The sequence below is a fragment of the Streptomyces sp. NPDC057543 genome (assembly GCF_042801895.1).
GTDB lineage: Bacteria > Actinomycetota > Actinomycetes > Streptomycetales > Streptomycetaceae > Streptomyces.
The window spans coordinates 1-25115 of sequence record NZ_JBHVFF010000107.1 but is presented as its reverse complement, the minus strand read 5'-3'; the positions used below and the strand labels follow the sequence as shown (position 1 = coordinate 25115).

Below are 25115 nucleotides of genomic sequence, written 5' to 3'. Positions count from 1 at the left end.
GCCCGTACGCGTCATGACGCGAGAGGGAGGCGAGGCTGCCCGGACACCTGGCGCGTGGACGACAAATGACATGCGCATCGGCAGACCTCCCCGTACGGTGTTGCGTATGGGTTCCCTGTGACAGTCCCCGTGCGACCGCGTTGAGCTCGGCTCCGCCGTCGCACGTTCTCATCCGTGCTCCTGCTCTCCTGCGTCGATGCCGCCTGCGCGGCGGGGCGTGAGGGGCCATGGCGTGCGCGGACGCGTCCAGCTGCCCGTTCCGATCGGCACCGGCCGAGAACAGGGGACTCCTCCATGCCCACCGCACAACTTTCCCTCCGCCACATCACCCGCCGCTACGACGACCACACCGTGCTGAACGAGGTGTCCTTCACCGTCGGACCGGGCGAAAAGGCCGGCATCATCGGCGACAACGGGGCGGGGAAGTCAACCCTGTTGCGCCTCATTGCCGGACAGGACCGGCCCGACAACGGCGAGTTGACCGTGGTCGCGCCCGGTGGCGTCGGCCATCTCGCCCAGTCCCTGGCGCTGCCGCCCGAAGCCGATGTCCAGGACGCCGTGAACCTGGCCCTCGCCGAGCTGCGCGACCTCGAAAGCCGGATGCGCCGCGCCGAGGCCGGGCTGAAGAATCTGGCCGGGGCGGAGCTCGCCGCAGCGCTCGACGCGTACGCCCGGCTGGTTGCCCGGTACGAGGCACGTGACGGGTACGAGGCGGATGCCCGGGTGGACATCGCACTGCACGGGCTCGGTCTGCCGGGCCTGGCGCGCGGCAGGGCGCTCGGCACGCTGTCGGGCGGCGAACGCTCACGTCTCGCGCTGGCCGCCACCTTGGCGTCCCGGCCCGAACTGCTCCTGCTCGACGAGCCGACCAACGATCTGGACGACCGGGCCGTGAGCTGGCTGGAGGCGTGTCTGCGCGCGCATCGCGGCACGCTGCTCGCGGTCACCCACGACCGGGTGTTCCTGGAGCGGGTCACCACCACGGTCCTGGAAGTCGGCGAGGGCAAGGTGTCGCGTTACGGGAACGGCTACGACGGCTACCTCGCCGCCAAGGCCGCGGAACGTCGGCGCCGGCTGCGGGAGTACGAGGACTGGTGCGCGGAGCTGGCCCGTAACCAGAAGTTGGCCGCAACGAACGCGGCCCGTCTCGACGCCGTTCCGCGCAAGCTGCCGTTGGCCGTGTTCGGGCACGGCGGATTCCGTACCCGTGGCCGCGGGCACGGAGCGATGGTTCGTATCCGCAACGCCAAGGAACGCGTCGAGCGTCTCACTGACAGCCCCGTCGCACCGCCTCCCGACCCGCTCGTCCTCGCCGCCCGCATCGCCACCGCGGGCCCCCGGACATCACAGGCGGCGGCCGAACTCACCGACGTCCGCGTCGGGGACCGGCTGTGCGTGCCGTCCCTGCGGATCGGCGGCGAGGACCGGCTGCTGGTCACCGGCCCCAACGGGGCCGGCAAGACGACACTCATGCGGGTCCTCGCGGGCGAACTGCGACCCGACGACGGGACCGTGCGCACCACGGGCCGGGTCGGGCACCTGCGGCAGGAGGAAACACCGTGGCCGCCCGGCCTGACAGTGCCGCAGGCCTTCGCCCACAACAGGGCCGGGGACCCGGACGCACACACCGACGCCCTTCTCTCGCTCGGTCTGTTCCGCCCGGACGACCTGCGTCTGAGGGTCGGCGAGCTGTCCTACGGGCAGCGGCGCCGCATCGAACTGGCCCGCCTGGTGACCGATCCCGTCGACCTGCTGTTGCTCGACGAGCCCACGAACCATCTCTCCCCCGCCCTGGTCGAGGAGCTGGAAGGCGCACTGGCCGACTACCCGGGAGCGGTCGTCGTCGTCACCCACGACCGCCGCCTGCGAGCCCGCTTCACCGGCAACCACCTGGAGCTGCGCGCAGGCCGCGTCGCACGGCACCGGTCACTCGCGGCGACGGAGCAGGCCACCCCCGCCCGCAGCCCGATCCACCCGCCGACTCACTCCTGAGCACGCACGTTCCCCTGCCCGGGGTGGCCCGGCCCGATCTCCGGCCGGGTCACCCCACCCGTATCCGTGCGGCCCGATAATCGCTGGATCCGGCCCGGGCGCATTGTTACGGTCACCTCGACCACGGTGTCGACCGTCTCCGAGCCATGGGCGCCCGCCCTGGAAAGAAGTGATGTATGCCCCGGCCAGTAGTTCCGAGCTTCCCTCGTCGCGCCTCCAACCGCGCCGGGGCGATCGGAGCTGCGTGCATGCGCACGCCCGCGGTATCGCGCTGACCCGCGTGCCCTGACCGGTGCGCGTCTCCGCTTCGTCAGTACGTGATCACGGCTGACGGCTCGCGCCTCTCCGACCCGTGCCCCCCGAGGGCTGCTCGGTACTTCCCTGCTGCATTGCTCATCCTCTTCGGCAAGGAGATAACCGGGTGTCCACCGACAACCCCCAGCACCGTCCGACCAAGTCCTCCGCCAACGGCGCCGGCGCCTATCTGAGGACCGCCACCTTCACCTGTCTGTGGTGCGGGCTGACCGTCGCCACGCTCGCGCCCGACGGCAGCCGCCGCAACCACTGCCCCAGCTGCCTGCACTCGCAGCACTGCCTCGACCACATCGAGGGCGGCCCGTCCGACTGCGGGGCACGCATGACCCCGATCTCGATCGCGGTGCTCCGCACCGGCGACTGGATGGTCATCCACCGCTGCACCCGCTGCGACGAGCTGACCTCGAACCCGGTCTGCGGAGACGACAACCAGCTGATCCTGATGCGGATGGCCGTGCGACCGCTGGCCCAACCGCCTTTCCCTCTCGAAGCGTTCGGTGCCCTGTGACCCACCGACGACGACCGAGGACAGGACGGAGGCCACACCGTGCCACGACGTAGACCCCGCCGACCGGCCCACCGACCGCAGCGGCGCAAGGACGTCCTGCACGGACCGGGCGGCGCCCACGGCGACGCGTTCCGTTGCGTCGGCTGCCGACTCGACGTACCGCTGAACGCACCGGGCACCGGGCACCGCAACCACTGCCCGCACTGCCTGACCAGCCTCCACGTCGACCGGCGGATACCGGGCGACCGGGCCGCCGACTGCCGGGGGCGGATGACGGCACTCAGCCTGTCCGTCCGGCAGGACGGGGAGTGGGCGATCATCCACGAGTGCCTGACCTGCGGCGAGCTGAGCGCCAACCGCATCGCGGGGGACGACAACGCCCTCGCCCTGATGCGGATGGCGGTACGCCCGCTGTCGGACACCGCCATCCCCGTACGAGCACTGCTCACGCTCTGACACGGGGGCGCCCGGTCACCGCCGTCCCGGCGACGGCTCTGACCGGGCGCCGAGGGTGGTACGCGCGCCGTCTGGCGTGTCCGGGTCGGGCCGGCCGGTCGCGGAGCCGCGCGGCTCGGGCATGGTCGAGAAAAAAGGTGGCATGTGGGGGGTGTGGTGTCACGTTGTGCGGATGGGTGTCCGGGACCCGTGAGCCCTGCGCCTGCGGCCGGTGACGGTCGGACGTATCACTCGGAGAGCAGCGCGTCGAGTTCGGGGAAGGCGATGCCTTGGGCGAGGGAGTCGTAGTCGCCGGTGCCGAAGAGCTCCTGTGCGGCACGGCGGACGACGGCGTAGGCGGCTTGTGCCACGCCCGAGCCGAGACTGACGCGAGCCACGCCGAGGGCGCCGAGCTCGGCAACGGTCGGGGCGCCGGGACCCGCCATGACGTTCAGCGGTACGGAGATGTCCCTGGCCAGCGCCGCGATGGTGGCGGTGTCGGTGACGCCGGGGACGAAGACGCCGTCCGCGCCCGCATCGACGTACATGTGCGCCCGGGCCAGGGTTTCCTTCAACCGCGTGTCCGGGTCGCCGAGCCCGAACAGGAAGGTGTCGATACGGGCGTTGAGGAAAAGGTCCGCGCCTGCCCGGTCGGCGCTCTGCCGGGCCGCGGCCAGCCGCGCCGCGAGCTCTGCCGGAGGCCGGGTGCCGTCCTCGATGTTGACGCCGACGGCGCCGGCCGCGAGCACCCCGGAGACCGTTTCGGCAACGCCGGCGGCATCCTTCCCGTACCCGCCCTCGATGTCAGCGGTGACCGGAACCGCGACGGCGGCGACGATTCGGGCGATCAGGTCAACCGCTCGGTCGCGGCTGAGCACGTCGCCGTCCGGAGAACCCAGCGACCAGGCGACGCCGGCACTGGTGGTGGCGATCGCCGGGGCGCCCGCGGCCTCGATGACACGGGCGCTCGCAACATCCCAGGCGTTGGCGAGCGGGAGGGGTACGGGCGGGGTGTGCAGGGAGCGGAAGAGGCGGGCTTTGTCCGACTGTGTGGTGGTCACGGACGCAGTCAAACACCGGCCGCCACCCATCGTCTGGCAAGAATCCGACATGGACGTCGGCCTCGGATCAGTCGGGCAGAACGAGTCCCCCACGCCCGGCCTCACGACGAGCCGAGACCTTGCGGTGCCTGATGCCCGCAGAACTGGAGGATGCCCAGCTTGATCCGCTGTCAGGACGGTTCCTGGGCGGCCGTGGCGCCGTTGGGGTCGGCCCCGGCAGCACCGGCGAGCAGGGTGACCAGTCGTTCCACTTGATCGCGGGGGTCCGGTGCATCGGCCCAGCTGGTCATCAGCAGGTGGTGGACGGTTCCGACGACGGCGAGCGCGAGTGAGGTGGTGTCGGCATCGTCCGCGAGGCGCCCGAGCCGCTGTTCGGCGCCCAGGTATGCGTTGATCGAGTCCTGGATTGCGGTGAAGCCGGGTGCGCCGGCCTCCAGTGCCTGGCGCACCCGGGTGGCGGCGGTGGGGCGGGTGAGGGCAAGGCCGGTGACCGTCGGGCCTGCGGAGGTCAGAAGCGCGAGCGCCACCGTGACGAGGTTCTCGGCCACAGTAGCCTGGCCCGCTCGCCCGGCAAGCTCCCCGGCCTGCCGGGCGGTGCGCGCAAACCGGTCCAGGACCAGCTCGGCAACGAATTCGTCCAGCCCGGTGAAGTGGGCGTGCAACAGCCCCTTGGCGCAGCCCGCCTCGCCGGTGATCGCACGGCCGGTCAGGGCGACTGGGCCCTCACGGGCCAGGACCCGCTCCGCGGCGGCGAACAGCCGCTCGCGAACGTCGGGGATCGCTACTCCACGCGGTGACATAGGACCTCTCCTGGTGCGGGATTGCTGCACGCCCCGGCGCAAGAAGAGGATTGCCGGAATGGGCATCCGCCCATACTGTTTGGGCGGATGCCCATTCTAGGCACGGCAGGCCCCTCACCCACCAGCAGGAGGCACCGGATGCAACACATCGTCAACACCGAGCAGGCGCAGGCGTGGAACGGTTACGAAGGCACCCACTGGGCCCGGAACCAGGACCGCTGGGACGCCGTGAACGCGGGCTTCAACGAACCCCTGCTCGCCGCCGCCGCCATCAGGGAACAGGACCACGTCCTGGACATCGGTTGCGGAGCCGGCCGCACGACCCGCCTGGCCGCACCCCAGGCGCTCAACGGACGGGTCGTCGGCCTGGACCTGTCGGCGCCGATGCTGGAGCGCGCCCGCGAGTCAGCACAACGCGAGAACGTCGGCAACGTGTCCTTCGAGCAAGGAGACGCCCAGGTCCACGCTTTCGAGCCGAGCTCGTTCGACGTCGTGATCAGCCGTTACGGGGTGATGTTCTTCGCCGACCCTGTCGCCGCCTTCACCAACATCGGACAGGCCCTGCGCCCCGGCGGCCGCATGGCGTTCATCTGCGGCGCGGACGCCGAGGGCAACGAATGGCTCCAGGCCATCGCGACACTGCGCGACGTCCTGCCCGTCGGAGGCTTCGGCACGCCGGGAAGTCCGGGAATGTTCTCCCTGGCGGACCCGGACCGCACCAGCGAAGTGCTGTCCGCCGCCGGGTTCACGCACATCGCCGCGGCACGCGTAGAGGCTCACGGGACATGGGGACAGGACGCCGACGAAGCGGCCGCCTTCCTGCTGGGCTCCGGTCCCGGACGCCACCTGACGAGCCAGGTCGACCAGGAGACCCAGGACCGCGCCCGCCAGGCACTCAGGGACGTCCTGCGCCCCCACGAGGAGAACGGCGCGGTGCGACTGCGCAGCACCGCCTGGCTGGTCACGGCCAACCGCCCGAAGTAACCCGGCTCGGCCGACCGCGACCGCGCCTTCCGCTCCCCCACCCCTGGCAACTGCCACGACTGCGCGGCCGACGAACCGCACGTCCTGACGGTCTGAGCAAGGTGCTGAACGTCGGGGTCGGCGGTGTCCTTATCCTGTCCGGATGACCACTCCCCCAGAACTCGTCATATTCGACTGCGACGGCGTACTCGTCGACAGCGAACGAATCGCCGTACGCATCCAGGTCGAAGTAGGTGCGGAGCTGGGGTGGCCGCTGACGGCGGACGAGGTGATCGAGAAGTTCGTGGGCCGGTCGGACACGTCCGTCGGCGAGCTGATCGACGCCCGTCTGCCCGGCCGGTCCGCCGCGTGGCAGCAGCGTTTCGAGGAGCTCCACCGCGCCGCCGTGGACGCCGAGCTCGTCGCGGTCGACGGCATCCACGAGGCGCTGGCCGCCCTCACGCTGCCCACCTGTGTGGCGTCGAGCGGCAGCCACGAGAAGATGCGCCACACCCTCGGCCACACCGGGCTCCACGCACACTTCGAGGGCCGGATCTTCAGCGCGACCGAGGTCGCGCACGGCAAGCCCGCCCCCGACCTCTTCCTCCACGCGGCCCGGCAGATGGGGGTGGACCCCGCGGCGTGCGTCGTCGTCGAGGACAGCCGGTACGGGGTCCAGGCAGCCCGTTCGGCCGGCATGCGGTCGCTGGGCTACGCGGGCGGGCTGACCCCGGCACACTGGCTGGAGGGCCCGGACACCGTGGTCTTCGACGACATGCGCAAACTTCCGACACTCCTGACGGAGATCTGACTACTGATCAACCCGCGTTCCTCGCACGTAAGGAACGTCGGGGTGACGGCTACTCCGTTCTCCCCCTGCCGCTGAGCAACGTGATCGTCGGGGTGAAGAACATCAAGCGGTTCCCGATCACCATGACGAGCAAGGACAACTCGAGGATGAAGGGGTCGCCGTTCCACCGGCGACGCCGTCACCGTGAGGTGACGACGCGGCGGGCCGCAAAACGGGCCGCCGACAGCCGGGCCCCCCACTCACGGTGAGGGGCCCGGCCCTTTTGATCACACTGCCGATGTCAGCGGGCGACCGCCTTCGTCGCCTTGCTCGTGGCGGAACCGCTGGCGTGGCCGGTGCGGCGGGCGGTCACCTTCACGGTGATCTTCTTGCCGCGCTGCGCGGACTTGAGCGTCAGCGACGACTTGGTCGCGCCCTTGATCACCTTGCCGTTCTCGTACCACTGGTAGGCGTACGAGGTCGGGGCGGGCGTCCAGGTGCCGTGGGCGGCCTTGAGCGTGCGGCCCACCTTCGCCGTGCCGGAGATCGTGGGCTGCTTGGTGGCCTTGGGCGCGCTGCCCGTGGCGATCTTGACCGAAGCGGTCGTCGCGGAGCCGTCGGCGTGGCCGGTGCGGCGGGCCGTGACGGTGACCGTGACCTTCTTGCCGAGCAGTGCCGCGGGGACGGTGTACGTGGACGCGGTCGCGCCCTTGATCGCCTTGCCGTCGGCCTTCCACTGGTAGGCGTACGAGGTGGCGGACGGAGTCCAACTGCCGGCAGCGGCCGTCAGCTTGGCGCCCACCTTCGCGGTACCGGTGATCTTCGGTGCGGTCGTCGCCCTGGGCGCCGCGCCCCGGGTGGCCGTGACCGTCGCCGAGGTGGCCCGGACGTCCGGGGTGCCGGGGCGGTGGGCCGTGACGGTGACGGTGAGCTTCTTGCCGAGCAGTGCAGCCGGGACGGTGTACGTGGACGCGGTCGCGCCGGACACCGCCTTTCCGTCGGCGTTCCACTGGTAGGTGAACGAGGCCGGGGCGGGCGTCCAGGTGCCGCTGGACGCGGTGAGCCGGTCACCGACCCTGGCCGTGCCGGTGATCGCCGGGAGTGCGCTGTTCTTGAGCGGGGCCGCGGTGACGGTGAAACTGCCGCGCTGGTACCCCCACCCGTTGTGAGTGTCGACGCCGACGTTCCAGGTGCCGAGGGCGGCCCCGGTCAGGTCGAGGACGACGGTCAAGGTCCGCCGGTCCGCCGACACCGCGGTGGTGGTCGAAGTGATCTGCTTGCCGTCGAGCGACAGCACGACCTCGTCGTCCTTGTGCAGGGACGTACCGGTCAGCTGGACCGTCACCTTGGTTCCGGTGATCCCGGTGGCCGGGGTGATCTGCCCGATGGTCACCTGCTCGGTACCGCAGAGGACGGACGTGCAGACCGCCTCGGCCTCGTACGAGGTCTTGGATGCCGTCTCCGGCAGCGAGAGGACGAGGATGCTCGGGGTGGTCTCCTTGGTGTACGGCTCGTTCACGGCGCATTCGTAGCCGGTGGGGATGAAGCGCATGCAGCCGTTGTCGAGGCTCGAGTCGTACAGCGCGGGCACCGCCGTCTCGGTGGCGCCCGTCGTGTCGCTGATCTTCATGTCGAAGCGGTCGCGGTACGCGGTGGGCAGCGCGGCGCAGACGGCGGTGTGCTGCTCGTCGAGGGTGCCGGTGACCGGTCCGTATCCGTAGGCGATGCTGGAAACCTTCTCGCACTCGGCGGCCGGTCCCTCCGCGCCGGCGATGCGCAGGGCGTCGAAGCGGTAGGAGTCGGCGGCCTTCAGCCCCGACCGGACGGTGACCAGGACCTGGTAGTGGGTTGAACCGGTGACGGCACACGCCTGGTTCTTGTTGCACAGGGCGGTGCCGTCGGCGTCGTACACCACCACGTTCGCGGTGCCGAGCGAATCACGGACGTTGATGTGCAGGCTGTCCTTGGCGTCGGCGGTGGTCACCTGGCGGCAGCGCAGCTCGCCGGGGGCGCCCATCGCACCGCCGGTGGACGGACCGCCGACCTTCGTCGCCGGGTTCGGGGTACAGCCCTTCGCGGCCGCGGTGACATCGCGGCGGGTCAGGGTGTAGTCGGCGGCGGTGTCACGGCCGGTGACGAGCACGGTGTGGGCTACGCCGGGCGCCAGTTCACAGGTCGTCCAGGTGGAGAGGGACGAGTAGATCGAGCAGACCTGCTTGCCGTGGGGGTCCAGGACGGTGAAGGCGGCGGTGGCCGTGGTGCCGGGGGCCGCCTGGAGCTGGAGGTTCTCCCGGGCGCTGTGGTCGTCGGCCGGGATGGTCAGGCAGTGCGAGAAGACACCGTCGCCGGTGGAGAGCCGGGCCGCCGGGCTCGTCGTGCTGAAGTCGCCCGCCGGAATGGCCGCACAGTCGCTCGCCGCGTCGGTGCGGTGCAGGGCGAGGGCGTAGGGGCCGGTCGGATTCGACTGGCTGTCGGTGGAGACCAGGGCTCGGAACGGGGCCTTGCCTGTGAGTGCGCACGTACCTGCCGAGAGGTCGGTTCCATTGCACCGCTGTACGCCGTCGGCATCGACGACGGTCACCTCGGAGCGCGGCCCGGACCCGCTGAGGTCCTTCAACACGGCCAGGCGGGCGTCCGCGGGGAGCGGCAGGGCCAGACAGTCGATCTCACCGGCCGAGGTGAACGTACCGCGGTACAGACCGAGTTCGACGGGCTCGCAGCCGGTGGTGGCTGAGCCGTCGAAGATGAGGGTCGGGTCGTCGGTGAAGACGGTGTAGTCACCGGCGGCGGGAAGGCTGCAGCCGTTCCAGGTGGTGCAGACGGTCTTGCCGTCCCGGTCGTACACGGCGAGCACCGAACGGGCGCCGTCGTGGACGGAGTACACGTTGTAGCGTCCGGCGGCCGGGGCGGTGAACGTCTTGCAGCCGCTGGCCGGGTCCGCGGTCGTGGGTGCGGAGTCGTACGCGCTCAGGGGGACGTGGGTGCAGCCGGCCGGATCGGAGGTGCGGCGGACGGTGAGGGTGTACTCGGCCGGGAAGCCCCGCTCCGCGTAGCTGACCTGGGAGAGGACCCGGTACGGGCCGTCGCCGGGCAGTACGCAGCCCTCGCTGTCGTCCTCATTGAAGTGGGGGCAGATCCGGGCACCGGTCTCGTCGGTGATCCAGGACAGGCTCTGGCCGTACACGGTCGTCGTGATCTTATTGGTGATCCGCTCACCGGGCCTGCCCGTGAACGGCTGGCACTGGATCGCGTTCGCTGCGGTTGCCGAGCCGACGACGGGTGCGGTGTCCCAGGCGGTGCTGATCTCCGGTGCGCAGCCCTTGGTGGTGCCGAGGGGAACGACGGCGACGGTGGGCCTGCTCGGCTCGGGCCAGTTGTTCACCAGCTGGAGCGTGAAGGCGCCCGCACGGGGCAACTCGCACCAGCCGGCGCCCCATTCGGGGTCGTAGCAGTCGATCTCCGTGTCACCGTCGAAGACCTGGGCGTACGTGCTCCCGGCGTTGCCACCGATGAGCCCGACCTTGTGCAGGCCGGGCGCCTCGGCCGTGATGGTGAGGCAGACCGTCTCGTTCGCGGGGATGGTCACGGCGCCTTCCGCCGGGGCGGCTTCACCGAAGGCGGAGAGAGGCAGCGCGGCACAGTTCTCGTCGGCCGGGGCGGCTGCCGCGGGGGCGGGGGCCACCTCGGCGGCGTACGCCCGGCCGGCGTCCGCGGGGATCAGTAGGGAGAGCAGGACTGACAAGGTGAGCAGCAGAGCGGTGTATGCCACGGATCTCGCGGCCGTACCTGGGCGGTTGGGCATTCCGTTCCCCCCGGACCGGTGAAGTGAGCACGTTCCGCCGGGACTTCGCGAACGACGAGCGAACGCGGTACGGCCCGGAACGCGCGCTACATGTGTGCGACTCGTAAAGAAGAGTGCACACGATGATCGCACACATGCCCAAGGAAGCTACTTGCCCAGTACCGCCTTCATCACGCTCTTCGCGATCGGCGCACCCAGCCGGCCACCGGAGATGTCCGATCGGGAGATGTCCATGTCCGTCGGGTCGATGAACACCGCGACCGCCACCGACCGCCCGTCGGCCTTCTTCCCGTACGAGACGAACCAGCCGTACGGCACCTCGTCCTTCACGTTCACACCGCGCTGCGCCGTGCCGGTCTTGCCGCCGACCGTGACGCCGTCGATCAGGGCCCGCTGTGCACTGCCCTCCTTCGCGGTGAACTCCATCATTTCCTGGACCTTCTTCGCCGTCGCCTCGGACACGGCCTGGCTCTTGAGCTTCGGTTCGTGCTTCTCCAGGGTCGACAGGTCCGGGCCGCGCAGCTCTTCGACGATGTACGGCTGCATCAGTTTGCCGTCGTTGGCGAGCGCGGCGGTCACCATGGCCATCTGCATCGGTGTGCTGGTGAGGCTGCCCTGACCCATGCCCGTGAGTGCGGTTCCGGGCTTGTCCAGTTCCTTCGGGTAGAGGCTCCTGGTGGCGAGCATGTCGCCGAACTCGTCGGAGTAGACATCGGAGTTGAAGCCGAACTTCTCCGCGGTCTCACGCATCTTGTCGGCGCCGACCTTGGACGCCGCGTCGAGGAAGACGTTGTTGCAGGAGTGCTGCATGGCGGTCTTCATGGACGCCTTGCTGCACACCGCGTCGCCCGCCTCGCTGCCGATCTTGTTCGTGGAAAGCGGCAGGGGATACGGAGAGACGGCGTCGGACGCCGCGTCGACGTCGGTCACCACTCCGTTCTCCAGGGCCGCCGCCGCCGTCAGGATCTTGAACGTGGAGCCGGGCGGGTACGTCTCGCGCAGCGGACGGTTGGCCAGCGGCTTGCTCTTGTCCTTGACGAGTGCCTGAAAGCGGTCGCCCTCCTTGAACGAGATCCCGGCGAAGACCGACGGATCGTACGAGGGTGTGGAGACCAGGGCCAGGACCTTTCCGGTACGCGGGTCGAGAGCGACGACCGCGCCGCGCGCGCCGAGGTCGGTCAGTCCCTTGTACCCGGCCGCCTGCGCCTTCGCGTCGATCGTGGTGATCACCGCACCGCCGCGCCGTTCCTCGCCGGTGAGGATGTCCTTGGCATGCCTGAACGCGAACCGGTCGTCCTGGCCGCTGAGGATGCTGTCGTACGTCTTCTCCAGGAGCGACATGCCTTGCGCCTGGGAGGCGTAGCCGGTGACCGGGGCGTACATGGGGCCGTTCTTGAAGGTCCGCTGGTACTTGTAGTCCGTGCCGTCGACCGCCTTGGAGCCGGTGATCGCCCGGCCGCCCACGACGATGTCGCCGCGCGGGATGGCGAACCGGGCGATCTGCACCCGTTTGTTGCGTTCATGAGTGGCCAGCGACTCGCTCTGGACGTACCCGAGCCAGTTCGCCCGCAGCAGCAGAGCCATCACCAGCAGCCCGCAGAATATGGCTATGTGCCGCAGCGGCCTGTTCATCGCTCTCCTCACCCCGGGTCTGCTCGACAGACCCCTTCGATCTCCAACCGATGAAGATGCGAAGAGAGGGTGAATTGGTTGCGCCGAGCGGTTACAGGTACTCCGCATACGCGTCCAGCGCCCGCAGTACCTCCGCCTCTCCGGCCGGGGGCAGTTGGAGGACGACCTCCTCGATGCCCAGGTCCGCGTAGTGCGCCAGCTTCCCCGGGCTCGGGAGCACCGCGTAGGGGACCACCTGGAGGTGCTTCGGGTCGCGGCCGGCCGATTCCCAGACCTCGCGGAGCTTCGGTACGGACTCCGTCAGGCCTCGGCCGCCGATCGGGAGCCAGCCGTCGGCGTACTGCGCGATGTGCGTGAACAGCTTCGGGCCCGCCGCCCCGCCGATCAGGGTGCGGGGTCCGTTCACCGGGCCGCGCGGCTCCCGGACCGGCTTCGGGTACGCGCGGCTGGCGCGGACCGATCCGAACTCGCCCTCGTACGCGGCCGGTTCGTCCGACCACAGGGCTCGCATCAGGGCCATGCGGTCGCGGACGAGCTCCCGGCGCGTCGACCAGTTCACCCCGTGGTCCGCGGCTTCCTCGACGTTCCAGCCGAAGCCGAGCCCGAGCGTGAACCGGCCGCCGGAGAGGTGGTCGAGGGTGGCGATCTGCTTCGCCAGGTCGATCGGGTCGTGCTGGGCGACGAGGGTGATGCCGGTGCCGAGGGCGAGGCGCTCGGTGACCGCGGCGGCCTGGGCGAGCGCGACGAAGGGGTCCAGGGTGCGGCCGTACTCCGGCGGAAGTTCGCCGCCCGCCGGATAGGGGGTCTCCCGGCTGACGGGGATGTGGGTGTGCTCGGGCAGATAGAGCCCGGCGAACCCGCGCTGTTCGAGCTCGCGGGCGAGCCGCAGCGGCGTGATCGTCTCATCGGTGAGGAAGATCGTGGTGGCGATCCGCATACGAGGACTCCTCCGTCGTGGTCCGGTGACGGCCCCAACGTATGCCGTGCGGTGCGCGAAACCGAGCGTCCGGGAGTTCGGGCCCCGGTCATTCCTCCCGCCGTTTCCCCGGAGTTCACGGTGCGCGGCCAGGGTCGGGTACGTCATCCCTCGCCCCTCACGACACCCCGGGGAGCCACTCGCATGTCCGCAACGCAATCCGCCGACGACCTTCCGATGGCCAGGCGCGGCCTTCTCGTCGGGACGGCGGCCACCGCTCTAACGTTGGGCAGTGTGAGCTTCGCCGACGCCGCGACCGGGGACGACGCCCCGGACCGGACCAGGACCGTGCGCGGCACTCTGCCGACCGGGTCGCCCGACTATGTGTACCTGCCGGTCGAGGTGGAGCGCGGGGTACGGGAGATCGCCGTCTCGTACACGTACGAGAAGACGCCCGTCCCGGCCGGGACCCAGGGCAACGCCCTCGACATCGGCATCTTCGACGAACGCGGCACGGAGCTGGGCGGGCGCGGGTTCCGGGGGTGGTCCGGCGGGGCGCGCAGCAGCTTCTTCATCCGGGCGGACGAGGCGACGCCCGGCTACATCGCGGGTCCGGTTCGGGCCGGGACCTGGTACATCGCCCTCGGGCCGTACACCGTCGCCCCGGAAGGGCTGCCGTACGAGGTGACGGTCACCCTGCGCTTCGGGCCCGCCGGGTCCACGCCGAAGCCCGTGTACCCGCCGGAGCGCGCGAAGGGGCGCGGGCGCGCCTGGTACCGCGGGGACTGTCATCTCCACTCCGTCCACTCGGACGGCAGGCGCACCCCGGCCGAGGTCGCCTCCGCCGCGCGCGCGGCCGGGCTCGACTTCATCAACAGCAGCGAACACAACACGTACTCCGCGCACGGCGCGTGGGGCGGGCTGTGGGGTGACGACCTGCTCGTCCTCACGGGCGAGGAGATCACCACGCGCAACGGGCACGTGCTCGCGCTCGCCACCGACCCGGGCACCTGGGTCGACTGGCGCTACCGGGCCCGCGACAACCGGTTCGGGCACTACGCGAAGGCCGTGCGCCGGGCCGGGGGTCTGGTCGTACCCGCTCATCCGCACGCCACCTGCATCGGCTGCCACTGGAAGTTCGGCTTCGGCGAGGCGGACGCGGTGGAGGTGTGGAACGGGGCGTACACCCCGGAGGACGAGATCGCCCTCGCGGAGTGGGACAACTCCCTTGTCGCCGCCGTCCGTTCGTCGAAGCCGTGGGTTCCGGCGATGGGCAACAGCGACGCGCACCGGGAGCCGGACAAGGTGGGGCTGCCGCAGACCGTGGTCCTGGCCGACGAGTTGTCGCGCGAGGCGATCGTGGCCGGCATCCGGGCCGGGCACTCGTACATCGCCGAGTCGTCCGCCGTCACCCTGTCCTTCGGCGTCTCGGGCGGGCGCGGCGGGCACGCCGGGATCGGTGAGCGGCTGCGGGTGGACGGGGACGACACCCCGGTCACCGTGCGGCTGGAGGTGACCGGGGCGCCCGGCTGCACCGCACACTTCGTCACCGACCAGGGCACGCTGTTCACGGCCGCACTGCCGGCGTCGGGGACGGGGACGGTTCAGTGGCGTACGACGCCGGCGTACGCCGCCTATGTGCGGGCCGAGGTCCGGCATCCGGCGACGGCGCCGGGGCTGCCGGGGGCACTGGCGGCGCTCACCAATCCGGTGTTCCTGGAGGGTTAGGAGGTCGGCGGGGTCGGTACTCGTCGGAGAGGGCGGGGCGAGAAGCCCCGCCCGGCGCCGGTTGCCCCCTCGGTAGAGTGACGGCCATGCGGATAAAGATCGTTACAGCCGTCATGGTCGGTGCGGTGGGCCTGTTGGTCACGGGGTGCGCGGGCGGAGGTTCCGGCTCGGACGACGCCGGTGCCAAGTCGGCGTCGGCCTTTCCCGTGCTTCCGCAGAAAGTGCCCAAGCCGCCGGCGATGCCGGAGGGGGAGCTGCAGCCGTCTCCGGAGGCCGACGCCCCGTTCAGCAAGAATTTGGCGTACGAGTTGCGCCGCAAGACGCTCGACATGGCCAAGGCCGAGGGGAAGACCGTCGGCGAGTGCCCGAATGACGTGGCCTCGAAGGCCGGTACGCAGGTGACCTGCACGATCACCTACGAGGGCCTCGAAGTGGTGTGGGATGTGACCATCGGCGAGAAGTCCGGCTGGTCGGACAACGTGGTGCAGTACAAAGCGGTCCCGCGCAAGGGCGTCCTCACCCGAGACGGCGCCGCCCGCCTGCTCTACGGCAACTACAACCCCGAGCTTGTGCGCTGCAACAACATTCCCGAGGCCGTGCTGGTGCCGCTGAACGCGAAGACCGAGTACAGCTGCCAGACCGTGGACAAGGGCAAGCCCGGCCTGGTCGAAACGGCAAGAGTCACCGACGCCGGACCGCGGTTCTACTGACCACGACGCGCCGCTGCGCCCGCGGCCTGCGGGCTGGGCGCCCGGATCAGGCGGACCGAGCGGACCGACTTCACCGACAGCCTCCATGCCAAGAGGCTTGATGTCGAGATACTTGCCCTCTGCTCCGGTGTCGGCGTCCCTGTGCACGTCACGCCCGGGAGCGTCACAGTGGAAGGGGGGAAGGGGGCATCCGGCGGGCTGCCGGAGGAGGTATCCCGATGAACGTGACCGGCGGGAACGACGACCGGCTCCGGGAGTACCGCGGCAAACGGCACTTCGACGCGACTACGGAGCCGCGCGGAGACGGCGGGCAAACGGGTCCGGCGCCCTGCTTCGTCGTCCAGATCCACCAGGCACGGCGCATGCACTTCGACTTCCGGCTGGAGGTCGGCGGCGTGCTGAAGTCCTGGGCGGTGCCGCGCGGCCCGTCCGAGAACCCGCGCGAGAGGCGGCTGGCCGTCCCCACGGAGGACCACCCGCTGGAATACCGCACCTTCGAGGGAGTGATCGCGAAGGGCGAGTACGGAGGCGGCACGGTGATCGTCTGGGACCAGGGCACCTACCGGCCGCTCAGCCACGACCGCTGGGGCGCGCCGGTGTCGTTCGAGCAGTCCCTGGAGGACGGGCACGCCACCTTCTGGCTCGACGGGACCAAGCTGCACGGCGAGTTCGCCCTCACCCGCTTCAAAGGCGGCAGCGGGAACGACGCCCCGGGCGAGGAGGTGTGGCTGCTGATCAAGGCGAAGGACGGCCAGGCCACCCATGACGGGCCGGACACGCCCGACCCGTACCGCGCACGGTCGGCCCGTACGGGGCGCACGCTGCAGCAGGTCGCCGCCGAGGAAGGGGGCGGGGCCCCGTGACCGCGCGCAGAACCGTGGAGGTGCTCCTCGACCGCTACGGCACCACCTATGCAGCCGAGGCCGGCATCAGGCTGCGGAACACACCGCAGCCTCTCTACCAACTCCTCGTCCTCAGCGATCTGTTGAGTGCCCGCATCCGGGCGTCCGTGGCGGTGGCGGCGGCCCGTGCGCTCTTCGCCCACGGCCTGCGGTCCCCGGACAGGATGATCGGAGCGACCTGGCAGGAGCGCGTCGACGCCCTGGGCGAGGGCGGCTACCGGCGCTACGACGAACGGACCGCCACCCAGCTCGGTGACGGGGCGGAGCTGCTGCTCGTCGAGTACGGGGGCGATCTGCGGCGGCTGCGCAAGGAGGCCGACGGCGACCTGGACATCCTGCGGTCCGGGCTGCGCAGGACCCCGGGCATGGGCCCGGCCGGTGCGGACATCTTCGTCCGCGAGGTGCAGGCCGTGTGGCCGGAGGCGGCACCGTTCCTGGACGGGAAGGCGCTTCAGGGCGCCGAGAAACTGGGGCTGCCCTCCTCGCCGGCGAATCTCGTACAACTGGCGGAACAGGCCGGGCAGGCCCATGAACAGGGGCCCGCCGAGCTCGCGGCGGCTCTGGTGCGCGCCGCGCTGGACAAGCACGTCGTGGACGACGTCGCAGCGTACGCGTGAGGCGTGAAGGCCCGAGGCCGAGGCCTCGGACCTTCAGTCCTGAGGTCCGAGTACGCCCCGGCCGCCCCGGTGGGCCCGCCCCCGCACGGCGTACGCCCTACTCCGGCGGTCGCCGGTCCTGCACCCTCGTCCGGTACACCCACAGCAGCACGCCCGTCACCAGCACCGCCAGCGCGACACCGAGTTCCTTGTAGCCGCCGTACCCGGTGACCGAGAACCCGGTGGCGCCGACGACCAGGACGAGCGTCATGAACGCGGAGAGCAGCCAGGCCAGCGGGACGAAGAAGCCGGGGAGGCGGATCGGCCTCGGCAGGTCCGGGCGGTCCCTGCGCAGCAGCGCGAAGCCGGAGACGGCCAGGACGTGCGTGAGGATGTAGCCCAGGTTCCCGGTGACGAGAATGGCCAGCGGAGTCTTCAGGCACACCAGGACCAGCATGTTGATGACCAGGGCGACCACCAGCGCACGGGCCGGGACGCCGCGCCGGTTCAGCACGCCCATCTGCCGGATCGTGATGCCTTCCTTGCCCATGTTGAAGAGCACCCGGGAGCCGTCGGCCAGCCCCGTGATCATGATGAGCAGCAGCGAGGCGATGAGGAAGACCGTCATCAACCCGCCTGCCCCGCCGACGAGTTCCTGGAACGCGCCGACGTAGAACGTGGTCGGTTCCTCGCCGATCTTCTGCTCGCCCAGGTACCCGGAGAGGGCCAGCGGCAGCAGGACGAACACCCCGAGGGAGAAGAGAACTCCGGCCCGCAGGGCCCGCGAGGTGTCGCGGACGGTGTCCTTGTACTCGGGGGCGAAGGTGGCGCACACCTCCACGCCGAACGACGTCCACGCCATCACGTACAGCCACACCAGCGCCTCGCGGACCCCGCTCAGCCCGTGCAGGTCCCAGTGCAGTCCGGTCGTGGACCACTCGCCGCCGAGGAACGGCATCACGAGGAAGACCACGAGCGGCACCATCAGCATGCCGCCGGTCAGATAGATCACCCACATCGCGACGTGCAGCCCGATCATGGCGGCGCAGAACAGCAGCACGATGACGGCCAGGCCCACGGCGATGGGGAAACTGAGCTGTGCGGGCCCGAGTTCGACGGTCCAGTTCTGGCCGGGGAACCACTGGGCCCGGACGAAGGAGCCGATGATGCCCGCGTAGATGGCGAGCGAGGTCGTCCACGGGAACCAGTAGCCGACGCTGGCCAGCGGGCCGACGACGGGGGCCCGGGACTTCCAGCCCTCGGTGGCGTAGTGGGCTATCCCGCCGGACGACTCGGGGAACATCGCGGCGAGTTCGGTGTAGATCCAGTTGGTGGCCGTGGCCAGCACCATGGAGGCCGCCCACAGCGCGATGGCGCCCCAGGCGCCGAGACCGCCGATCGACGCGCCGAGCGAGGCCACGAGGGCCGCGGGCATCGTCAGCGACATGGCGAAGCCGTCGTACCAGCGCATGCGTTTGGCGAGGGCGGGCTGCTCCTGCCCGGTCTGCGGGGGACGGTCGGTACCGGCGTGGTCCGTGGACGACGACGTGACGGGGTTGGACATGGGTGACCCCTTGGAAGAGCACGCGGAGTGCGGTGGGAGAAGGGGGCCGTACGAGCTCCGACGGGCGCACCGCGCCAGGGTCCTTCGTTTGGATCAGACCGGATCAAGGAGCGGGGCGCGGGGCCGGGGCACACGTGCCCGGCGTGATCCAAACGAAAGGCCCCGGGTGCGTCACGCCGGAGCCCGTCCGGCAGGTGTGGGGCGGGCGGGTCCGGCCGACTCAGAGGTCGAGGACGAGCCGTGCCCCGCGGCAGCGGGACACGCAGATCAGCATGGTGGCGCCGGCTTCCTGTTCCTCGGGCGTGAGCAGTGCGTCGCGGTGGTCGGGGACCCCGTCGAGCACCGCGGTCTCGCACGTGCCGCAGATGCCCGCCTCGCAGGACGACGGCGCCTCGGCCCCGGCCGCCCGGACCGCGTCCAGCACACTCGTGTCCGCGGGCACGTGCACATCGAGGCCGCTGCGGGCCAGGCGTACGTCGAAGGCGTGGTCGCCGTCGGGGTTCCCGGCCGGGTCCGGTGCGGTGAAGCGCTCGGTGTGGACCGGGCCGGGGTGCAGCTCGCGCACGGCGTCGAGCAGGCCGCCGGGGCCGCACGCGTACACCGTGGCGCCCGGCGTCGCGGCCAGGTACCCCGCCAGGTCCGGGTGACCGGCCTCGTCCTGCGGGACGACGGCGACCCGGTCCGGCGGGAGTTCGCCGAGGAACGCCATCGTGGTCCGGGAACGGCCCCCGTACAGCATCCGCCAGGGTTTGCCCTCGGCGGTCAGCCGGTGGGCCATCGCCAGCAGCGGGGTGATCCCGATGCCGCCCGCCACCAGCACGTACTCGGGGGCGTCGACCAGCTCGAAGTGGTTGCGGGGCGCCGAGACCGCGACCCTGCTGCCCGCCCGCAGCGTCTCGTGCACGGCCGCCGATCCGCCGCGCCCGTCCGGCACCCGCAGTACGGCGATCCGGTAGTGCCCGGTGTCCTGCGGGTCCGAGCACAGGGAGTACTGCCGGACGAGCCCCGGCGCCACATGGAGATCCACATGGGCGCCGGGCGTCCACGGCGGGAGCGGAGCGCCGGAGGGATCGGCGAGGGTCAGGGACAGCACCCCGTCCGCGGCGGCCCCGGCCTCCCGCACCTCCAGCACCCGGGTACCGGCCGGCGCCGTCACCTCGCACACCTCGGTCATGACGCCGTGCCGCCCGCCGCGTCGACCGCCTTCGCCGTGCGGTTCATCAACTCGACGAACGCGCGACGGTAGTTGAGGGTGAAGAGGTCGGCGGGCACGGAGAACTCCGGCACCTCCGCGTCCCACGGGACCTCGCGCGGGGAGAGGTTCTCCACGACGGGCATGTCCTCCAGGTAGACCATCTCCTCGACCCGCAGGCACTCCTCCAGGGAGTCGCCCTTGAAGTCGCGGTCGTTGGCGACCGCCCAGAAGATCTTGACCTGTTCGTAGCCGACCGGCGACGGGAAGCCCGCCACGACCCGGAGCCCGGCCTGTTCGTAGTGGTAGCTGATGCTGGCGAAGCCGGGGGCCGTGCAGTGGTACGACATCATGCAGTCGCCCTGGTTCGCCCAGTCGCCCTCCCCCGCGTCCAGCGGACGCTCCATGTGGACGTCGATGCCGTCGCGCCGCACCTGGAGCGGCTCCACGACCTCCGGGGTCGGGCCCATCGACACCTGGTGGACGAACGGGAAGTGGGCGACGTCGCGGAAGTTCTCGATCGCGGCGGCGACCCCGGTCGGCGAGTGCAGCGGCTCCGCGGCCAGCCAGACCAGGTCGTGGCCGTGCCACTCCTCGGGGTCGTACAGCCCGGTGACCGGCTCCTCCAGCACCGTCCACACATGCCCGAACCGCTCAACGGCCGGGTAGCTGCGGATCGCCGCCTTCGGCGGGATCTTCGACTGGTCGGGCAGCGAGGGCACATGGGTGCAGCCGCCGCCGACGCCGTCGAACCGCCAGCCGTGGTACGGGCAGCCGATCGAGCCGCCGGTGACCTTGCCCTGCGACAGATCCGCGCCGCGGTGCGGACATCGGCGGGCGGTCACCCGGGCGACGCCGTCGGCGTCCCGGAACACGACGAGCTGCTCGCCGAGGAGCACGGCCGGTTCGGGGGTCTCCAGGTCGACGGACCGGGCCACCGGGAACCAGCTGTGGCGCATGGCCCGTTCGGCCTGCTCCCGTTTGGTCATGGGGGTGTCGGTGGTGCGGGGGGAAGTGGACATGAGGAACGTCCTTGTTCACGAGGGAGCCGAGCAGCGGCCCGGGAAGTGGTATCGGAGGGGGGTGGCGTCGGGTCAGATGCCGACGAGGAGCGCGCCGCCGTTGACGGGGATGGTCTGTCCGGTGACGAACGCACCGGTGTCGGCGGCCAGGAAAGCGACCGCCTCGGCGATCTCGTACGGCTGGGCGAGCCGGCCGACGGGCACGGCGGCGACCTCGGCCTCGTAGTTCTCCGCCGGTACCATCCGGGTGGCGACGGCCCCGGGCGTCACCGCGTTGACGGTGATCCGCTCGGCCGCGAACTCCTTGGCCAGGGTCTTCATCAGGCCCAACTGCCCGGCCTTGGACACCATGTAGCCGTAGCTGTGCCCGTCGGGGACCTGGCCCCACTGCGAGGAGACGAACACCACCCGCGCGGCCGCGCTGCGCCGCAGATGGGGCAGGGCGGCCCGGGTCAGATACAGCGGTGCCCGTACGTTGACGGCGAGCAGCCGGTCGAAGTCGGCGTCGTCTGTGTCGGCGAGCCCGGTCATGGAGAACATCAGGCCCGCGTTGTGGACCAGGATGTCGAGACCGCCGAGCGCCGCGGCGGCAGATTCGACGAGCGTCTCGGCCCCCTCGCGGGAGGTGATGTCGGTGGTGAAGGTGTGTGCCTCACCGCCCGCCTCCTCGACGGCGGCGGCGGTCTCGGCCAGCTCGGCCGCGTCGAGGTCGGCGAGGGCGACCCTGGCGCCCCGGCCGGCCAGGGCCAGCGCGTGGGCGCGGCCCATGCCGCGGGCGGCGCCGGTGATCAGCGCGGCCCGGCCGGTCAGGTCGTGCACGGAACCGGGGGCGCGGACCTCGCCCTGGACTGCGGCGGTGGTGGCGGCGGTGTCGGTGCCGGTCGCGGCTGTGGTTGCGGCGCTCATGCGGCGGGCTCCGGGTTCGCGGCGGACTCCGGGTGCGCGGCGGCCTCCGGGTGCGGCTCGGTGACGTACAGCATGTTGCCGTCGGGGTCGTAGAACGGCCGGTAGCGATACCAGACGCCGCTGGGGTGCTTCCAGACGATCTGCTCCTCGGTGACCCACTCGACCTTGCCGTCCAGCTCGGCGACGGCCGCGTCGAGATCGTCGACCTCGAAGGCGAAGGAGTCCAGGCCGGGCGCGTTCTCGGCGTTGACCTCGGTGCGGCGCGGGGCGTGCTCACCGGCCTCGGAGGTGAAGAGGTAGAGCGTGACGTTGCCCAGGTCGATGGCGGCCCAGCCCTCCTCCGGCTCGTAGGGAAGGTGGAAGGGCAGGCCCAGTACGCCGTGGTAGAAGGCCGCGAGACGCGGCACGTCGTGGCTGAGGATGTCCATGTTGTCGATGCGCTTCAGTTGCGGCACGGGACAGCTCCTTGGTGGTTCGGGAGTCGGGGCTCGGGGTGGGTGCAGGGCGGGCCGGGGAACACCCGCAGGGCGCGGGCGGCGGTGTCGAGGAAGACGGTCGCCAGGGTCCGGAACTCGTGGGGCCCGTCGGTGGCGGAGTGCACGCACACCCCGCCGGTGTGGTCGGCCAGTGCGGCGAACGCCTCGTCCGGGGTGAGGTCCGCGCCCCGGCCGTGGAGCGTCCGGCGCAGCACCTCGTACCGCACGATCGTGTCGGGGTCGGTGACCGGTTCGGTGTCGCCGTCGGCGGCGGGGCGGGTCAGGAAGTGGTTGGTGTGCAACAGCAGCCCGTCCGGATCCGGCAGTACGTGCCCGATGCCGCCGGGCCACAGCTCGGCGGAGACCGCGGTCCTGCCGGCGTCGAGCCCGCCGACGACGGTGAGCGTGGTCGACGCGGTGGTTCCGGCCGAACCGGCGCTCCCGGCGATCTTCAGGGCTTCGGTAACGGTGTCCGCCCCGTCGAGGAGCCGACGGGCCACCACATGGACGGGCACGCCCGTCCCGGAGCCGTCGCGGCGGTGGTGCAGGATGTTGAACAGGCAGCCCACGCCCCGGTCGTTGATGCCGATCTTGCCGACGACACCGAACTCGGTGAGGGTGCGGGTGACGCGTCCGTCGGGGTGCGGGATCTCCCACTCCAGCCAGCCGCCGGCCAGCGACTCGTACCAGTCCCAGTTCTGCGCGGCGACCGGCTCCGTCCCGGGGCCGCCGAGCGCCACGAGCGTGGTGCACTCGCCGGGGCCGGGTGTCCGGCCCGAAGCGAGGATCTCCGTACGGGCGTTGAGCGCGGCGACGCGGTCGACCGGCAGTCCCGCGCCCTGTGCGATGCCCCGGATCTCGTCGGCGAGGTCCGGCGCCCAGGCGTCCACCCGGGCCAGGGCCCGCGCACCGAGCGCGTCCGCGTCGGGCACTCCGGCCCGGCCGAACAGCTCGCCGTACGCCTCGGCGATGGCCCGCACCCGCTCGCGCCAGGTCTCCCCGAACTCCCGCCCCCGTTCCCGGGGTTCGGCGACGGAGGAGGTGAATCGGAGGTGCGCGAGCGGCACCGGCGCGGCGCTCACCGGGCACCCGGGAGCCGCTGGGCCTGCGGGGCCGGGAGCAGCGGGCGGACGTGGGCCGCGACATCGGCGAGCGTGCTGTGCCAGGCGCCGCCCTGCCGCTCGATCTCCTCGACCAGCCGCACCAGTTCGGCGAAGCGCTGCGGGCGGCCGATCACCTCGGGATGCATGGTGTACGTGACATGGCGGCGCTCGGCGCGGGCCGAGGTGTACTCGTTGAGCCAGGAGGTGTACAGCTCGCCGGGGGCAGCGGTGTTGCCCCCGGTGTCGATGTTCCAGCCGTAGCGCGGCCAGTCGTCCAGCGACCAGTGGACGGGCAGTTCGAGGAGCGCGCGCCCCTCCCAGGTCTCCCAGTACGGGCGGTCGTCGCCCATGCAGGAGGAGTCGTAGCCGAAGCCGTGCTCGACCAGCAGCCCGAAGGTCTCCGGGGTCATCTCCCACGAGGTGGACCGGTAGCCGGCCGGCACGGGTGCGCCGGCCCTGTCCAGTGCCTCCAGGCCGCGTTCGATCTCCGCCCGCTGCTCGTCGGCACTCACCTTGTCGCTGCGCAGATGCAGATGCCCGTGGTGCGCCACCTCGTGGCCGCCGTCCAGGATCGCGCGGACGGTGTCCGGGTACAGCTCGGCGGTGTGGCCGGGCACGAAGAAGGTGGAACGGATGTTGTGCGCGGCCAGCAGCCGCAGGATCCGGGGCATGCCCCGGACCACGCCGTAGCGCCCCTCGGAGAGGGTGGTCAGCCTGCGCGCGTACGAGGGGTCCTCGCCGAGCCAGCCGGCCTCGGCGTCGACATCGAAGGTGAGGGAGACGGCCGCGTCGGCGCCGCCGGGCCAGGCGAAGCCGGGGGACTCGGGGGTTTCGGTGGGCCGTCGGCCCTGTTCTGCCGGGTGCATCGTCACGACTCGCTTTCGTACGCGACCACAACGGATATCTACGCATCGCGTAGCGCTGAAGAAGAATGGCTACGCGTTGCTGCGTGCGAGCCAATGTACGGTGCGCAATACACCCCGACAAGGGGTTGGTGTACGCGAAATGCAGAAGAAGTTCACCGTGGTGTCACGCATTGCGCGCCCGTGGCGCCCGGACCCTGCGCAATGCGCGGCGGGCCGATGTGCGGGGAGTGCCTAGGATCGGCACCATGACCGACCTGGACGACCTCGATCACGCGATCATCGCGGCCCTGGAAGAGGACGGACGCCGCGCCTTCCGCGAGATCGCCCGCTCACTGAACGTCTCCGAAGGCACCGTGCGGGCCCGCTACCGCCGCCTGGAGGAGACCGGCGTGCTCAAGATCGCCGCCTTCGCCGACCCGGGCGTCCTGCGCGCGGGCCGCCTGGCCCTGCTGTTCCTCAAGGTCGCCCCGGCCCACCACGAGTCGGTGGTGGCCGCGTTGTGCCGGCACCCCGAGGTCAGCTACGTCTCGACGCTGCTGGGCAAGGCCGATGTCTTCGCCCAGGTCCTGGTCGCCGACGACAACGAGCTGTGGACCTTCCTCCAGCAGAAGGTCCGGCCGCTGGAGGGCGTGGAGGAGACCGAGGCCGTCCCCGAAGTCGCCGTCCACAAGCTGTGGTTCAACGGCCGGATCCCGCTGCCGACACCGACGACGAGCACGGCGACAGGCACGACAACCACGACAGCCACGACGGCGGACTGACAGCCGTGCGCTCCCGCCGGACCAGGTCCTCGTCCGGGTCCCCGATGCGCAGCGGGCGGCCGCGGTGGCCCACGG

At 71.1% G+C, this 25115-nt stretch carries 22 protein-coding genes; 10 read left to right on the top strand and 12 right to left on the bottom strand.

Annotated elements, in window-relative coordinates; translation table 11 throughout:
• The first annotated feature begins 294 nt into the window (after positions 1-294).
• The 3 genes from ACFU8Q_RS19425 (at position 295) to ACFU8Q_RS19415 (ending at position 3271) form a co-directional block, all read left to right on the top strand.
• On the top strand, positions 295-1992 hold the full coding sequence (locus ACFU8Q_RS19425) for a TlrC/CarA/OleB/SrmB family ABC-F type ribosomal protection protein (RefSeq protein WP_384455202.1): 1698 nt from the start codon (positions 295-297) through the stop codon (positions 1990-1992).
• Positions 1993-2413: 421 nt separating this feature from the next.
• The gene (locus ACFU8Q_RS19420) at positions 2414-2815 is read left to right on the top strand and encodes an RNHCP domain-containing protein (protein WP_384455199.1); all 402 of its coding nucleotides are present in this window, start codon (positions 2414-2416) and stop codon (positions 2813-2815) included.
• 39 nt (positions 2816-2854) lie between these two features.
• Positions 2855-3271, top strand: coding sequence for an RNHCP domain-containing protein (locus ACFU8Q_RS19415; protein ID WP_376222581.1), 417 nt, complete (start codon positions 2855-2857; stop codon positions 3269-3271).
• A 227-nt stretch (positions 3272-3498) separates the two neighbouring features.
• Here ACFU8Q_RS19415 and ACFU8Q_RS19410 read toward each other — a convergent pair whose 3' ends face one another.
• Complete coding sequence (locus ACFU8Q_RS19410; protein ID WP_384455196.1) at positions 3499-4311, bottom strand: isocitrate lyase/phosphoenolpyruvate mutase family protein; 813 nt, start codon at positions 4309-4311, stop codon at positions 3499-3501.
• 170 nt (positions 4312-4481) lie between these two features.
• On the bottom strand, positions 4482-5111 hold the full coding sequence (locus tag ACFU8Q_RS19405; RefSeq protein ID WP_384455193.1) for a TetR family transcriptional regulator: 630 nt from the start codon (positions 5109-5111) through the stop codon (positions 4482-4484).
• A 138-nt stretch (positions 5112-5249) separates the two neighbouring features.
• On the opposite strand from ACFU8Q_RS19405, the gene ACFU8Q_RS19400 reads away from it, so the two are divergent.
• Positions 5250-6095 carry a class I SAM-dependent methyltransferase gene (locus ACFU8Q_RS19400; protein WP_384455190.1) on the top strand — a complete coding sequence of 282 codons (846 nt, stop codon included), beginning with the start codon at positions 5250-5252 and terminating at the stop codon, positions 6093-6095.
• Positions 6096-6237: 142 nt separating this feature from the next.
• The gene (locus tag ACFU8Q_RS19395; RefSeq protein ID WP_384455187.1) at positions 6238-6885 is read left to right on the top strand and encodes an HAD family hydrolase; all 648 of its coding nucleotides are present in this window, start codon (positions 6238-6240) and stop codon (positions 6883-6885) included.
• A 280-nt stretch (positions 6886-7165) separates the two neighbouring features.
• Here ACFU8Q_RS19395 and ACFU8Q_RS19390 read toward each other — a convergent pair whose 3' ends face one another.
• From ACFU8Q_RS19390 to ACFU8Q_RS19380, 3 genes are all read right to left on the bottom strand, one after another.
• Entirely contained in the window at positions 7166-10666 is a 3501-nt protein-coding gene (locus ACFU8Q_RS19390; RefSeq protein ID WP_384455184.1) for a hypothetical protein, read from the bottom strand.
• A 147-nt stretch (positions 10667-10813) separates the two neighbouring features.
• On the bottom strand, positions 10814-12298 hold the full coding sequence (locus ACFU8Q_RS19385) for a peptidoglycan D,D-transpeptidase FtsI family protein (RefSeq protein WP_384455181.1): 1485 nt from the start codon (positions 12296-12298) through the stop codon (positions 10814-10816).
• Between the two features lie 91 nt (positions 12299-12389).
• Positions 12390-13235, bottom strand: coding sequence for an LLM class F420-dependent oxidoreductase (locus ACFU8Q_RS19380; RefSeq protein ID WP_384455178.1), 846 nt, complete (start codon positions 13233-13235; stop codon positions 12390-12392).
• Positions 13236-13418: 183 nt separating this feature from the next.
• Between ACFU8Q_RS19380 and ACFU8Q_RS19375 the strand changes: the two genes are divergently transcribed.
• The 4 genes from ACFU8Q_RS19375 to ACFU8Q_RS19360 all read left to right on the top strand — a co-directional run bounded on the left by ACFU8Q_RS19375 (position 13419) and on the right by ACFU8Q_RS19360 (position 17171).
• Complete coding sequence (locus ACFU8Q_RS19375; protein WP_384455175.1) at positions 13419-14942, top strand: CehA/McbA family metallohydrolase; 1524 nt, start codon at positions 13419-13421, stop codon at positions 14940-14942.
• A gap of 86 nt (positions 14943-15028) precedes the next feature.
• Positions 15029-15652: a hypothetical protein gene (locus ACFU8Q_RS19370; protein ID WP_384455172.1), complete on the top strand. Its 624-nt coding sequence runs from the start codon at positions 15029-15031 to the stop codon at positions 15650-15652.
• Between the two features lie 218 nt (positions 15653-15870).
• Positions 15871-16515: a DNA polymerase ligase N-terminal domain-containing protein gene (locus tag ACFU8Q_RS19365; protein ID WP_384455169.1), complete on the top strand. Its 645-nt coding sequence runs from the start codon at positions 15871-15873 to the stop codon at positions 16513-16515.
• Positions 16512-17171: an endonuclease gene (locus ACFU8Q_RS19360; RefSeq protein ID WP_384455167.1), complete on the top strand. Its 660-nt coding sequence runs from the start codon at positions 16512-16514 to the stop codon at positions 17169-17171. The genes ACFU8Q_RS19365 and ACFU8Q_RS19360 overlap by 4 nt, the downstream gene beginning before the upstream one ends.
• A 97-nt stretch (positions 17172-17268) precedes the next feature.
• On the opposite strand, the gene ACFU8Q_RS19355 is transcribed toward ACFU8Q_RS19360, so the two are convergent.
• From ACFU8Q_RS19355 to ACFU8Q_RS19325, 7 genes are all read right to left on the bottom strand, one after another.
• The gene (locus tag ACFU8Q_RS19355) at positions 17269-18714 is read right to left on the bottom strand and encodes an APC family permease (RefSeq protein ID WP_384455164.1); all 1446 of its coding nucleotides are present in this window, start codon (positions 18712-18714) and stop codon (positions 17269-17271) included.
• 220 nt (positions 18715-18934) lie between these two features.
• Positions 18935-19870 (bottom strand): PDR/VanB family oxidoreductase, encoded by a 936-nt coding sequence (locus tag ACFU8Q_RS19350; protein ID WP_384455161.1) that lies wholly within the window; start codon positions 19868-19870, stop codon positions 18935-18937.
• 14 nt (positions 19871-19884) lie between these two features.
• A complete protein-coding gene (locus ACFU8Q_RS19345) occupies positions 19885-20928 on the bottom strand; it encodes a Rieske 2Fe-2S domain-containing protein (protein ID WP_384455158.1) in 1044 nt (347 codons plus the stop codon).
• A gap of 72 nt (positions 20929-21000) precedes the next feature.
• Positions 21001-21834, bottom strand: a complete 834-nt coding sequence (locus ACFU8Q_RS19340) for an SDR family NAD(P)-dependent oxidoreductase (RefSeq protein ID WP_384455156.1) — start codon at positions 21832-21834, stop codon at positions 21001-21003.
• Positions 21831-22289: a VOC family protein gene (locus ACFU8Q_RS19335; RefSeq protein ID WP_384455154.1), complete on the bottom strand. Its 459-nt coding sequence runs from the start codon at positions 22287-22289 to the stop codon at positions 21831-21833. Before ACFU8Q_RS19335 ends, ACFU8Q_RS19340 begins: the two co-directional genes overlap by 4 nt.
• Positions 22277-23392: a C45 family autoproteolytic acyltransferase/hydolase gene (locus tag ACFU8Q_RS19330; protein ID WP_384455151.1), complete on the bottom strand. Its 1116-nt coding sequence runs from the start codon at positions 23390-23392 to the stop codon at positions 22277-22279. The genes ACFU8Q_RS19335 and ACFU8Q_RS19330 overlap by 13 nt, the downstream gene beginning before the upstream one ends.
• Positions 23389-24279 carry a polysaccharide deacetylase gene (locus ACFU8Q_RS19325; RefSeq protein ID WP_384455205.1) on the bottom strand — a complete coding sequence of 297 codons (891 nt, stop codon included), beginning with the start codon at positions 24277-24279 and terminating at the stop codon, positions 23389-23391. The genes ACFU8Q_RS19330 and ACFU8Q_RS19325 overlap by 4 nt, the downstream gene beginning before the upstream one ends.
• 245 nt (positions 24280-24524) lie before the next feature.
• Here ACFU8Q_RS19325 and ACFU8Q_RS19320 point away from each other — a divergent pair, with 245 nt between their 5' ends.
• Positions 24525-25040 (top strand): Lrp/AsnC family transcriptional regulator, encoded by a 516-nt coding sequence (locus ACFU8Q_RS19320; RefSeq protein ID WP_384455148.1) that lies wholly within the window; start codon positions 24525-24527, stop codon positions 25038-25040.
• The last annotated feature ends 75 nt before the right edge of the window (positions 25041-25115 follow it).